We start from the raw sequence: 13184 nt of genomic DNA, 5'->3' as shown, positions 1-13184 counted from the left end.
GTCCAGCGGAAACTCCCGACATGCGAGACGCCGGGCCGTGAGGTCCGGCGACACAAGTCCCGGTGCGTTCAGCCTGCGCTCGCAGGCTCCTTGTTCTTGTCGGCATAGATCAGCAGTGGCTCGCCCTTGCGGACGATGGCGTCTTCGTTGACGACGACCTCTTCCACGCCTTCCAGCGCCGGGACTTCGAACATCGTATCCAGCAACACCTCTTCAAGGATCGATCGCAGACCACGTGCGCCGGTTTTCCGCTCGATCGCCCGTGACGCCACGGCTTTCAGAGCTTCGTCCGTAAACGTCAACTGCACGTTCTCCATCTCGAACAGGCGCTGGTACTGCTTGATGAGGGCGTTCTTCGGCTTGGTAAGGATGGTGACGAGCGCTTCCTCGTCAAGATCCGTGAGAGTTGCGATCACGGGCAAACGACCTACAAATTCCGGGATCAACCCGAATTTCAGCAAGTCTTCCGGCTCCAGTTCCTGGAAAACCTCACCGATCCGTCGCTCGTCCTGATCCTTCACGTCTGCACCGAAGCCCATGGCAGACCCCTTGCCGCGCTGGCTGATGATCTTGTCGAGACCGGCAAAGGCGCCACCGCAGATGAAAAGGATGTTCGTGGTGTCAACCTGCAGAAACTCCTGCTGCGGATGCTTGCGGCCGCCTTGAGGAGGCACGGAGGCTACGGTGCCTTCCATGATCTTCAGCAGCGCCTGCTGCACACCTTCACCAGACACATCCCGCGTGATCGAGGGATTGTCGGACTTGCGGCTGATCTTGTCCACTTCGTCGATATAAACGATACCGCGCTGCGCCCTCTCCACATTATACTCTGCAGACTGAAGCAACTTCAGTATGATGTTCTCTACATCTTCTCCAACATAGCCCGCCTCGGTCAGGGTGGTGGCATCGGCCATCGTGAACGGCACGTCCAGAATGCGGGCCAGCGTCTGGGCCAACAAGGTCTTGCCGCAACCCGTGGGACCGATCAGCATGATGTTCGATTTCGCCAGTTCGACATCCGGGTTCTTGGACGAATGGTTCAGGCGTTTATAGTGGTTGTGAACGGCAACCGACAGGACGCGTTTCGCGACCTGCTGGCCGATAACGAAATCATCAAGAACCGCACAGATTTCCTGCGGGCTGGGTACACCTTCCGACGACTTCACGAGACTGGATTTTGTCTCTTCACGGATAATGTCCATGCAGAGCTCGACACACTCATCGCAAATGAAGACCGTCGGACCGGCAATCAACTTGCGCACTTCATGCTGGCTCTTGCCGCAGAAAGAGCAATAGAGCGTGTTTTTCGATTCGCTGCCGCCTGTCTTACTCATTCGATCCTCCAGGGCCGTTGCGCTTGCCCGTCTGCTCGTCGTTCCGTCGCGTGGCTATTCACGTTCCCGCGGCCAGTTGCACGTATTAGGCACCGCCCGGCAGGCAATGACAAGAGCAACGGCGTGAAATTGCGCAAATGAAAAACCTTGGTCAACTGACGTTAGGGATTTTTCCGGCATCTGCGCAAACGCTCACCGACACACATCTACGAAATAGTCATCAGATGACATCCCGCAAGTCCTGCACCCTATCAGCCTCGACCGGAAGACGAAAGACCGACATCGCACCGCCAAGTTCCTGCATTTGTCCGCGCAGCGCCTGCATGGCCGCATTGGTCTGATCAACCATGCTGGCGTTTTTCTGGGTCAAGTTATCCATGTCAGTCACGGCATCCCGCAACTCTCCAAGGCCCGAGGATTGCTCCGCCGCCGCATGAGCTATGTTGCCGACAATTTCGTTCATTTCCCCGATCCTGTTGGCGATCCCTCCCAAGGCACTCTTCGTGCTCTCGACCAACCGAACACTTTCCCGAACCTGTTGATCGGATCGGCTCACTGTTGCCTTGATGGTCTGCGCTGCCTCCGAGCAGCGCTGAGCCAGTGCCCTGACCTCCTGTGCCACCACAGCAAAGCCGCGCCCGGCCTCCCCGGCCCTCGCAGCCTCGACACTGGCATTCAAGGCCAGAAGGTTGGTTTGAAAGGCAACGTCATCAATCAACGCCACGATGGAGACTATCTCGGTGGATGCTTCCTCCATGTTTTTCATGGCGGCTTCCGTTTCTCCCACGACTTCCGCGGAATGCTTGCTTTCCTTTAAGGCAACTTCTGCCTTTTCGGCGGCCGTCGCCGTGTTTCTCGCCGTTGCAGAAACACTCTCCGTTATCTCTTGCAACGCGGCCGAGCTTTCCTCCAGGCTAGCAGCTTGCTGGGCCGTGCGATTGGAGAGGTCATTGGTGGCCCGCGTCATCTCGTCCACACGCATGTCGAGGCCATTGGTCAAATTGCGCACCGAAACCAAGGCCGAGGAAAGGCCAACCAGAGCCTTGTCCATGTGGCGAGCCATTGTCGCAAAACGGTCAGGCAAGCATGCCGGCATTCCCTCCCGCAGGTTGTTGTCTGCCAATCTGGCAAGCACAGTCTCAATTGCGGAGACACCCTGCTCGAGATCCTGCTGATCCCTACGGCTTTCCTCCTCGAGCCGCGCCCTCTCCTCGTTTAGGACCGACAGGTAAGCCTCCACGCTCATACCCGCATCCAGGAACACCGCTCGAATGAACACGCTGATCAAATCCGTCAGCTCTGCAACTGCATCGTCTCCGGTGTCCTTTCGCGACCGGCTCTTGCCTTTCCTGCCAGAGGCGACATGGAACCGTTCCTCGATGAACCGTCTGATCATGTGGTCGGCAACGATACCATAGCCGGCAATATAGGTGACAGGCTTCAGGTCTATGCGCACATGGGCTCTGCCGATACGTGCAACAGCCGCAGCATAGTCCGCACCAAACTCCCCGTCCGCAATGGTCAGCCAATGTTCCAACTGACGCTGGCGCGCCTGCGCCATCGGCATTCTGCCTTCGAATTTTCCTGACAGCTCAGGTTGCTCGGATAGTCTTTCGTAGAATGCAGCCAACGCATCCGGCAGAAACGTCGCAAGCTGTGGCTTCATCGCGGCGATTTGCTTTCTCATCGGCGCATCGACGCCGATGAGATTCATTGCTGCGATAAGGTCTGCTTCATTGGCCGATGGGTGCGACATTTCCCGTTCCCGTACAGTGTATGGTCGGGACAACCGTAGTCGCTATATCCTACCCAATCGTTATGGCAACCGGACCGGATCACTCAGCCGATAGTTCACTCCTCACCGCTCACATCGGAACGGCTATCGACGATCTGATCGACGAGGCCCCATTCCTTTGCGGCTTCCGCCGTCATGAAGTTGTCGCGCTCCAGTGCTGCCACAACAGTTTCCATGTCCTGACCTGTGTGCCGCACATAAATTTCGTTCAACCTATCCTTCAGCGCCTGAGTTTCGCGGGCGTGGATCATGATGTCGGAGGCCTGACCCTGATAGCCGCCGGACGGCTGGTGAACCATGATCCGGCTGTTGGGCAGCGTGTAGCGCATTCCGGGTTCCCCTGCGGCCAGCAGCAGCGACCCCATGGAAGCAGCCTGTCCGATACAGACAGTCGAAATCTTGGGGCGAATGTACTGCATCGTGTCGTAGATCGACAGTCCGCTCGTCACCACGCCACCGGGAGAGTTGATGTACATCGCGATTTCTTTTTTCGGGTTCTCCGCTTCCAGAAACAGCAACTGGGCGACGATCACCGTGGCCATCTCGTCATGCACCGGACCGGAAACGAAAATGATGCGCTCCTTCAGGAGGCGGGAGAAAATGTCGTAACGGATGGATCCTCGGGCACTCACTTCCTCTACCGTCGGAATGATGAAACTGCTCGGGGGGGTCATGGGATCAAACATATGGCCGTACCTTCTGTGCCGTGTCGGTCGCCGGAATATGCGCCGCGCTCGCTTAAGGAATAGTTCTCCGTCCAGCGGTCCGCAAGGGTCGGAGAGAATTCGCCCCGTTTGAGTCTCTCTTCAAAATTCCGTGTTTCCCGGCCTCCGGCCTGTCGCGCGGCCTGCTCATGACCTAGCCATGAATAAAATTCCGGAGAGACCGATGACCAAACTGCTGACACTCGTTCTTTTCCTGATCGGTGCCGGCGGCCCGCTGCTCGCGTGTGGTGTCACAGGACCCGCCTGCGAGACGCCACTGGGCTCGTACCGTATCTCCCTGCCGGAGACACCGCCGACCGACGACGGATACCCTGCCCTTCTGTTCTTTCACGGTGCAGGCGGCAGCGGCGCCAGGACGTTATCCAATTCCGCCATGGTCTCGGCGTTCACTAGTGCCGGGTTTGCTGTCATCGCACCTGATGGCTTGAGGCGTGAAGGCAGCCGATTTGGACCGGGATGGTCCTTCCATCCCGAAAGACCGGCACAGCGGGACGAGGCCGCCTTTACCGATGAGGTCATCCGCAACGCTGCAGAACACCACGGTGTAGACCCGGAGCGAATCCTGATGTCCGGATTCTCCATCGGTGGTTCGCTGACGTGGTATCTGGCCTGTGCCAAACCAGACCTCGCAGCCGCTTACGCGCCGGTAGCCGGGGCGTTCTGGCGTCCCCATCCGGTCGAAGGCAGCTGCGCCGGCCCGGTTCGAATGTTGCACACTCACGGCTGGCGGGATCGGGTCGTTCCGCTCGAGGGCCGCCCGCTCGGTGACGGGCGCATATATCAGGGAGACGTATTTCATTCCCTGATGTTGCTGCGGCAACAGAACGGCTGCAACGAGATGCGAGCAGACGACTTTGTAACGGATGGTCCATTCTGGCGCAGGAAATGGACAAACTGCACGCCGGGAACCGCCCTTGAGCTTGCACTTCACACTGGCGGACACTCAGTTCCTTCCGGATGGTCCGAAATGGCAATCAAATGGTTCCGGGACATTGAGATGATTGCGGAATAACCTCCGCCTCCCTCTCCAACGCTCGCCTTGCCTACATACCGTTTGGTTGGTATGCTTCTTCCATCCTGAAGGGAGGAAAACATGAGAGGCACTCAATCCGCCAGCGACAACGCAATGGCCATGGGGGTACACAGCGTTTCGCCCTATTTAATCTGCAAGAACGCCGTAGCTGCAATCAAGTTCTACAGCGATGCCTTTGGGGCAACGGAAATGATGCGGCTGCCCGCTCCGGATGGCAGGATCATGCATGCATGCCTGAAACTAAACGGCGCATCTGTCATGTTGAGCGACGAGTTCCCCGACCATGGCGTCCTCTCGCCCGCGACACTCGGCGCCACCCCTGTGCTGATCCATCTGATCGTCGACGACGCCGATGCCTCCATGGCACAGGCCGAGAACCACGGAGCCACCATCAGGCTCGCCGCACATGATGCCTTCTGGGGCGACAGGTATGGCCAGTTGACAGATCCTTTCGGTCATCTCTGGTCAATCTCGACACCGGGCAACACCAAGACGCCGGAAGAAATGCAGGCCGCTCTGGCCGAGATGAGCAAAGGAACTGTCTGATGAATGTCGCAAAGACCCGCGCCTGTTTCTGGTTCGGCAGCCACGCAGAGGAAGCCGCGGAATTCTACGTAACGCTCATGCCGGACAGCCGGGTGGAGCGTGTCAATCGCCACGGTCCGGACGACGGCTTCGTCGTCGTCGAGTTCACGCTCGGCGGCACCCCATATCTCATTCTGCAGGGCGGCCCGCAATTCGAACTCTCCCCCGCCCTCTCGATATCAGTGATCACCCAGGATCAGGCGGAAACAGACCGCCTTTGGGCATCACTGACATCGAGCGGCGGCAAACCGTCCATGTGCGGCTGGTTGATTGATCGCTTCGGCCTCTCCTGGCAGATCATTCCCGAAATCATGCCCCGGCTGCTGGCCGATCCGAACCGTACCGCCGCGCAACACGTCTCCGAAGCCATGCTCCAGATGCAAAAGATCGAGATCGCCGAACTTGAGGCGGCCTATCGGGGCGACTGAAAATCGTAGTGCGCATGTCGATCGTTCAGGAACGATACTGTAGCGGCATCGGGTCTCTTGATGATCAGGCCAAACGTGTGTTCGTATCTTGTTTGGCGCGTACTATGGTCTGCCCGAACCACACCGCCCATGCCCAGCGTACGCGAAAACCACCGGCGGTACAGTTGCCTTCACGGAGAAAGAACGCACGTGTCCGTGCTGATCCACTCGCCAGCTTCTAGGTCGGCTTGGTGGAGACGGTCAATATTCCTTGATCCGAACCCAGTCAGCCGCCTTTAGCCGGGAGCGGCCCATAACAGCGACCTTGCTGATGCCGAGGTTTTACGATGAAGAAGTGCATCGCAAACCGATGTATTTGCGGCGAATCCATCGTCATTATTCTCGGGTAAAGCAAAACTGTTCGGAGGATGTGCCGACGCGCTGTGACCGTTGACGATCAACGACATCAAGGCCCTGGCCCGGGCTGGACCAGTCATGGGATGACGGGCGTGCCAATTGACACGCCCGTGCAGTTTCTTACTCTTCTTCGAGTGCCTCGACGGCCTTTTGAAGCTCGTCCTTTGTGACTTCCTTTTCCGTCACGTCGGCGAGTTCGAGGATGTAATCGACGACCTTGTCCTCGAAGATCGGAGCACGCAGTTGCTGTTGGGCGCCTGCGTTCTTCTGGATGAATTCGAAGAACTGCCGCTCTTGACCCGGATACTGCCGCGCCTGCTGCATCATCGCCTGCTGCATTTCTGCGTCGGACACGGTGATCTCGTTCTTGGTCCCGACATCTGCCAGCAACAATCCAAGGCGCACCCGGCGCTCAGCCAGCTTCTTGTTCTCCTCGGTCGGCTCGATGTTGTCATGGTCATGCCCCTGAACATCGGGGTTTTCCTCATGCCAAAGTTGATGCGCGATCTGGTTGGCCTCGGTTTCTACCAGGCTCGGCGGCAGGTCGAACGATACCAACTCGTCCAGCCCGTCCATAAGCTGGCGCTTGGTGACCATGCGGGCCGCACCGGCATATTCGTCCGCCAGCCGCTCCTTGATCTGAGTCTTGAGCGCTTCGAGATCTTCCATCCCGTATTTTTTAGCCAGTTCGTCGTCGATCTCTGCCGGCTTCGGCTCTTTCACATCCTTGACCGTACAGGCGAAGACAGCATCCTTGCCCGCGAGATTCGGTGCCTGGTATTCGGCCGGAAACGAGACGTTGACTGTCACTTCCTCACCGGCCTTGGCGCCAACCAGCTGTTCCTCGAAACCGGGAATGAAACTGTTGGAGCCGAGAACCAGCGGATAATCTTCCGCGGCGCCGCCCTCGAACTCCTCACCATCGACGGAGCCAACGAAGTCGATCACAATCTGATCGCCGTCCTTGGCCTTGGAGCCTTTGCGACGGGATTCGAAATTGCTTGTGGATTCGGCAAGATTGGTCAACGCCTCGTCGACGGCCTCGTCCTCGATCTTTGTCACCAGCTTTTCCAGCTTAAGCTTGGCAAAATCGGTCTCGGGAACGTCCGGCAATTTCTCGTAGGTCATCTCGACCTCGACATCGTCGCCTTCTTCCCAGTTTTCATTGGTCATCTTCACATCGGGCTGCATGGCCGGACGATCGCCGGATTCGTCGAAATGCCCACGCATCGCGTCGTCGATCGTTTCCTGCATCGCTTCGCCCAGCACGGACTTGCCGAACATTTTCTTCATCAGCGCCGCCGGAGCCTTGCCCTTGCGAAAGCCCTTCATCTGGAAGTCCTTGCGGGCCTCTTCCAGCTTGGCATTCACCTTAGCATCCAATTCTGCCGCCGGGACCGTGATCTGATAAGCCCGCTTCAATCCGTCGTTCAGGGTCTCAGTGACCTGCATATGTCGTTTCCTCTGTCTCTCTGGTACGGGTGAAGGGACTTGAACCCCCACGCCTTGCGGCACCAGAACCTAAATCTGGCGTGTCTACCAATTCCACCACACCCGCAATGGGCCGCCCCCGGCCGAGGGCGGCGATCATTCGCGGACGCTCTATCAGATGCCAATTGGAGGTGCGAGCAAAAAAACTGCACAAGGTACAGGCACCGAGCAAACAATCAGCTTTCTATATACTATTAAGGTTGTCCCTGCCGCAAATCAGCCATAGACGCGGTGTTCACGTGTAGCAGAAATTCAGACCCGGAGCGTAGCCAGTGCCCACAGTAACATACTTCTCTGACGACTTCATTTTCGTGAATGGCACTCCAGCTTCAGAAGGCTACCTGCTCGGTTCTCCCGCAGGCGACGGCGCCCATCTCGTTGGTCAGACCATCAGCATCGCCGATGCCCCGATTTTCATCTCTTTCGAGACGGACGATCCCGACGGCACGTTCGACGACGATGACGCCGGCCAGACCATGACTGATACGGCGGGAACACCCTACCCGACGGGCGAGGAATTCGAGGCCGAATACATGATCGTCCTGCGCGATCCGAACACCGGCATCGACTACACGGCCTATGGAATCTCCATCGATGGCGATCCCCAGTATCTCTCCGGTCTAAGCTTCGTGGGCACGTTTCCACCGCGCGACACGAACCTGACGGTCATCAGCGCATCCGAAGGTCCGGCAGACGGCACCGGCCCGGCTTATGAGGATTTGCTCACCGCGTTCTGCTTCACACCGGATACCCTCATCGCCACGCCGTCAGGCGTCCGCCCGATTCAGTCTCTTTTGGCAGGCGATCTCGTCCTCACGCGCGACAACGGTGCACAAGCGCTGCGCTGGAAAGGCGCAACGCGCATGTCTGCAGGCCAGCTTGCACAGGCTCCTCATTTGCGCCCCGTCCGCATCCGCGCCGGCAGCCTCGGGCCCAACCTGCCGGAGCGTGACCTCGTCGTTTCTCCGGACCACCGCATACTTCTGCAGGGTCCGCGCCCGCAAATGCTTTTTGGCACCTCCGAAGTTCTCGCGACGGCGGCTTCACTGATCGACGACCGCAACTTCCTTCGGGAGCCGGAGGGCCAGCCTGTCGAATACGTGCACCTCGCGTTCGAGACCCACGAAATCGTTTTGGGCAACGGCCTGCACTCCGAAAGCCTGCAACCACTTTCCCCGATGGTGGATCACCTGCAGGAACAGACCCGCAGTGAACTTCTGGAAATCTTCCCGCATCTGGCAACGGGCGAGCTCGGTCGCTTCGCCCAGCCCGCACGCCGGACATTGACAGCAGCGGAAGCGCGCAGCCTTACCTGACAATCACGCTCAAGAGCCGTTGCTGCATTGTACTCGCCGACATTCGGCAGGTTCATCTCACAAGATGACCCTGATCAGCCTTCACGAGCGAGCTTCGCCAGATCCTGCGCGAGACTGAACGCACCGCGCACCTTGTCGCTGTCCTGTTTCCAGTCGCGCCTCACGATCACCTTGTTGTCGCGAACCTTCGCCTTCGCTCCCTCGCCCTGAAGAAAGGTGACCAGCCCGCCCGGATTGGCAAACTTGTCATTGTGGAACTGGATCGTCGCGCCTTTCGGCCCACCGTCTAGCTTGGCGATGCCGGCTTCTCGACACTTTGCCTTTATCCGCACGATATTCATCAACATCGTCACTTCCTTCGGCAACTTGCCGAAGCGGTCGATCAACTCCGCAGCGAAACCTTCGAGTTCCACCTTGGTGGCCAGGCCAGAAAGCCGGCGATAAAGACCCAGCCGCACATCCAGATCGGGCACGTAAGGCTCGGGGATCAGCACCGGCACGCCCAGATTGATCGTCGGAGACCAGGCATCATCCGCCTCGGAAAGCCCCTCCATCTCACCGGCTTTCATCTTGGCAATCGCCTCTTCCAGCATCTCTTGGTAGAGTTCATAGCCAACTTCGCGAACATGGCCGGATTGCTCGTCCCCCAGAAGGTTGCCGGCGCCTCGAATGTCCAGATCCTGGCTCGCCAGCGTGAATCCGGCCCCCAGCGCGTCCAGCGATCCCAAAACCCTCAGCCGCCGTTCTGCCGTCGCGGTCAGTTTCAGTCGTGGCTTGGTAGTGAAATAGGCATAGGCCCGCAGCTTGGAGCGCCCGACCCTGCCCCTGATCTGGTAGAGTTGCGCCAGACCGAACATGTCTGCCCGGTGAACGATCAGCGTGTTGGCTGCTGGTATGTCGAGACCGGATTCAACGATGGTGGTCGCCAACAGCACATCGCACTGACCATCATAAAAGGCGTTCATCCGGTCATCGAGCTCGCCCGCAGCCATCTGGCCATGGGCGGTGATAACGCTTACTTCCGGCACCTGTTCGCGAAGGAATTCCTCGATTTCCGCCATATCGGTAATGCGCGGAACCACGAAGAAGGATTGGCCGCCGCGATAATGCTCCCGCAGCAAAGCCTCGCGGATCGTCACAGTATCGAACGGCGTTACATAAGTTCGGATTGCCAAACGGTCCACCGGTGGAGTGGCGATGAGACTGAGGTCGCGGACGCCCGAAAGGGCAAGTTGCAGAGTCCGCGGGATCGGCGTCGCAGTCAGCGTGATCACGTGAACCTCAGAGCGGAGCTGCTTCAGCCGCTCCTTGTGGGTGACCCCGAATTTTTGCTCCTCGTCGATCACAAGCAAGCCAAGATCACGGAACTTGATGCCCTTGGCCAGCAAAGCATGTGTCCCGACGACGATGTCAACCGAACCATCGGCCAGCCCAGCCCGCGTCTCGGTCGCTTCTTTCGCGCTCACGAACCGCGAAAGCTGCCGCACCTTTACCGGCAGGCCGCGGAAACGCTCTTCGAAAGCCTTGAAATGCTGTCGTGCCAGCAGCGTCGTGGGTGCGATCACCGCGACCTGTGCGCCGCCCATGGCCACGATGAATGCCGCGCGCAAGGCAACCTCGGTCTTGCCGAAACCGACATCACCGCAAATCAGGCGATCCATTGGCTTTCCTGACGCAAGATCACCCAGCACATCCTCGATAGCTGCCAGTTGGTCGTCGGTTTCCTGGTAAGGGAACCGGGCGCTGAAGGTATCCCACATGTGTTCCGGCGGGTCGTATTTCGGGGCCGTCCGCAACGCTCGCTCCGCCGCAATACGGATCAGCTTGTCCGCGATCTCGCGTATCCGCTCTTTCAGCTTGGCCTTCTTGGCCTGCCATGCCCCTCCACCCAGCCGGTCGAGCAGTCCCTCCTCGTGGCCGTACCGGCTCAGAAGTTCGATGTTCTCAACCGGTAGGTACAGCCGGTCACCGCCAGCATACTCCAGTGCAATGCACTCGTGAGGCGCACCCATGGCAGTGATCGTTTCGAGCCCGGTGTACCGCCCGACCCCATGCTCGACATGAACGATCAGGTCACCCGGCGACAGGCTGGTCGCCTCTTGCAGGAAGTTCTCCGCGCGCCGTCGCCGTTTCGGTGCGCGGATCAGGCGGTCGCCCAGAATATCCTGCTCCGAGATCACGGTAAGGCCCGGTGCCTCGAAACCTGCCTCCAAAGCCCAAGTGGCCAGGTATAGTCCGCCCTTGCCAGCAGAAATGTCCTGGGCCCGCTCGACGATCGTGGCACCGGAAACGTCGTTTTCCTCCAGCATTCCTCCCAGCCGCTCGCGCGCCCCGTCGGAATAGCTCGCCAGCAGCACGTCGCCACTGCTCCGCCGGTCCCTGATGTGGTCGGCAACCGCGCCGAACAGGCTGACATTCTCCTGTTGCCGCTCCGGCGCAAAGTTGCGGCCGATACGTGCCCCGGCATCGATAACCCCAGGCCCAGAAGGTTGCGGCAGAGGAGACATCTGCCGCACTTCATGGCCAGCCAGCGCAGCCTTCCACGCAGGGTCGTCGAGATACAGCTCCGTGGGCGGTACTGGCTTGTAGACGCTTTCCACGTTGCTCTTGGCCTTCAGCGCTTCCGTCCGCGCTTCATACTGGTCCCGTATCGACACCCACCTTGCATCGCGAATGGCGTCCAGCTGGTCATCCAGCACCACCGGCGACCCCGGCAGATAGGAAAAGAAATCACTTAACTTATCGTGGAAGAAAGGCAGCCAGTGTTCCATTCCCTGATGCTTCCGTCCGGCACTTACAGCCTCATACAGGGCATCGTCGGTGCCGACGGCACCAAAGGTGGTACGATAATTCTGCCGGAAACGCTGGATCGCGGCATCGTCGAGAATGACTTCGGACACCGGCGCAAGCTCCACCCGGCCGATCTTTTCAACGGTCCGCTGCGTCGCGGGGTCGAAACGGCGTGCGCCATCGAGGACATCGCCGAACATGTCTAGGCGCACCGGCCCCATCTCACCTGGCGGATAGATGTCAATCAGACCGCCTCGGACAGCGAAGTCGCCCGGCTCCGTCACTGTCGGCGCCTGTGAAAATCCCATGCGAACTAGGAAAGCGCGCAACGCGCCCTCATCCAGTTGCTTGCCGACGGTTCCCGTAAAACTGGCTTCGGCCACAATGCTCCTCGCCGGAACCCGTTGCGTCACGGCATTGACAGTGGTCAGGATGACGCTCGGCTGATCGAAACCGTCCGCGAGCGCCGCCAGCGTGGCCATGCGCCGGGATGCAATCTCGGCGGCCGGCGAGATCCTGTCATAAGGCAGACAATCCCATGCCGGGAATTCCAGCACCGGAAGGCTCGGCCCGAAAAACTGTAATGCGCCCCGCACAGCGGCCATCCGCGCATCGTTCCGGGCGACATGCACAACCGGACCGCCGATTTTGTCTGCAAGGTCCACCAACAGCTTCGCATCGAAACCCTCTGGTGCACCGCCAACCAGCAGTTTCTTTCCGTTACCCGCCATGACCTGTGCCTTAACCAACCGGAACGTGAATGTGCAGCCAGTAGAGGATCGCACAGGCTGCAGCCACTATGATCGCCAGTACACCGAAAAGCTGAATCCAGAACCGCAGCTTTCGTACGATCAATCGCAACTCGGCAGGATCGAATTCATTGGCGTCAATCCACAGCGCCCAGCGAATGGTGATCGTATAGATCGCTGTCAGCGGCAGGAACACCGTCAGCAACGCAATCGAGAATTCGTTGTCCCACAAAAGGGCGAAGGTGAACAACGATGCCAGCACGAACGACCATACGCCCACAATCCACGCACCCGATCGTCGGAAATAGGTAACGATACGAAAGATGCTCGCCCGCAGCATCGCATCGGTATGCCGAGCCCAAGGACCGAACTCTTCCTTCTCGCGATTGGCCTGCAACACCGCATCAAACGGCACGCCCAGCACAAAATGACTGGTCATCGACCACGCAACCACATGAACGATCCAAAACCAGAGAGTCCAGAGGCTCTCCAGATTCATGATTTCATAAAATCCGTTCAAAAGCGGTCTCCGAGAGTACCAG

General features: G+C 58.8%; 10 protein-coding genes and 1 tRNA gene. 4 read left to right on the top strand and 7 right to left on the bottom strand.

Annotated features, from left to right (window positions below; translation table 11 throughout):
* Positions 1–68: 68 nt before the first annotated feature.
* The 3 genes from clpX to GO499_RS05490 all read right to left on the bottom strand — a co-directional run bounded on the left by clpX (position 69) and on the right by GO499_RS05490 (position 3815).
* Positions 69–1334 carry an ATP-dependent Clp protease ATP-binding subunit ClpX gene (gene clpX, locus GO499_RS05500; protein WP_161861252.1) on the bottom strand — a complete coding sequence of 422 codons (1266 nt, stop codon included), beginning with the start codon at positions 1332–1334 and terminating at the stop codon, positions 69–71.
* Between the two features lie 220 nt (positions 1335–1554).
* Positions 1555–3090, bottom strand: a complete 1536-nt coding sequence (locus GO499_RS05495) for a methyl-accepting chemotaxis protein (RefSeq protein WP_161861251.1) — start codon at positions 3088–3090, stop codon at positions 1555–1557.
* A gap of 95 nt (positions 3091–3185) precedes the next feature.
* Positions 3186–3815: an ATP-dependent Clp protease proteolytic subunit gene (locus tag GO499_RS05490; RefSeq protein WP_161861250.1), complete on the bottom strand. Its 630-nt coding sequence runs from the start codon at positions 3813–3815 to the stop codon at positions 3186–3188.
* 202 nt (positions 3816–4017) lie between these two features.
* On the opposite strand from GO499_RS05490, the gene GO499_RS05485 reads away from it, so the two are divergent.
* The 3 genes from GO499_RS05485 to GO499_RS05475 all read left to right on the top strand — a co-directional run bounded on the left by GO499_RS05485 (position 4018) and on the right by GO499_RS05475 (position 5900).
* A complete protein-coding gene (locus GO499_RS05485) occupies positions 4018–4866 on the top strand; it encodes a CE1 family esterase (protein WP_161861249.1) in 849 nt (282 codons plus the stop codon).
* Positions 4867–4947: 81 nt separating this feature from the next.
* Positions 4948–5433 (top strand): VOC family protein, encoded by a 486-nt coding sequence (locus tag GO499_RS05480; protein ID WP_284154902.1) that lies wholly within the window; start codon positions 4948–4950, stop codon positions 5431–5433.
* The gene (locus GO499_RS05475) at positions 5433–5900 is read left to right on the top strand and encodes a VOC family protein (RefSeq protein ID WP_161861248.1); all 468 of its coding nucleotides are present in this window, start codon (positions 5433–5435) and stop codon (positions 5898–5900) included. Before GO499_RS05480 ends, GO499_RS05475 begins: the two co-directional genes overlap by 1 nt.
* A 516-nt stretch (positions 5901–6416) precedes the next feature.
* Here the strand turns inward: GO499_RS05475 and tig are convergent.
* Both tig and GO499_RS05465 read right to left on the bottom strand, forming a co-directional pair.
* Complete coding sequence (gene tig / locus GO499_RS05470) at positions 6417–7748, bottom strand: trigger factor (RefSeq protein WP_161861247.1); 1332 nt, start codon at positions 7746–7748, stop codon at positions 6417–6419.
* 21 nt (positions 7749–7769) lie between these two features.
* Positions 7770–7854 (bottom strand) — tRNA-Leu (locus GO499_RS05465).
* A 205-nt stretch (positions 7855–8059) separates the two neighbouring features.
* Between GO499_RS05465 and GO499_RS05460 the strand changes: the two genes are divergently transcribed.
* A complete protein-coding gene (locus GO499_RS05460; protein WP_161861246.1) occupies positions 8060–9103 on the top strand; it encodes a Hint domain-containing protein in 1044 nt (347 codons plus the stop codon).
* Between the two features lie 74 nt (positions 9104–9177).
* Here GO499_RS05460 and mfd read toward each other — a convergent pair whose 3' ends face one another.
* Entirely contained in the window at positions 9178–12624 is a 3447-nt protein-coding gene (mfd, locus tag GO499_RS05455; RefSeq protein ID WP_161861245.1) for a transcription-repair coupling factor, read from the bottom strand.
* Positions 12625–12634: 10 nt separating this feature from the next.
* A complete protein-coding gene (locus tag GO499_RS05450; RefSeq protein ID WP_161861244.1) occupies positions 12635–13162 on the bottom strand; it encodes a hypothetical protein in 528 nt (175 codons plus the stop codon).
* Between the last annotated feature and the right edge of the window lie 22 nt (positions 13163–13184).

It is taken from the genome of Algicella marina, assembly GCF_009931615.1.
Lineage (GTDB): Bacteria > Pseudomonadota > Alphaproteobacteria > Rhodobacterales > Rhodobacteraceae > Algicella > Algicella marina.
Note: the sequence above shows the minus strand (reverse complement) of the source record. Positions and strands in the feature narration are given on the sequence as shown.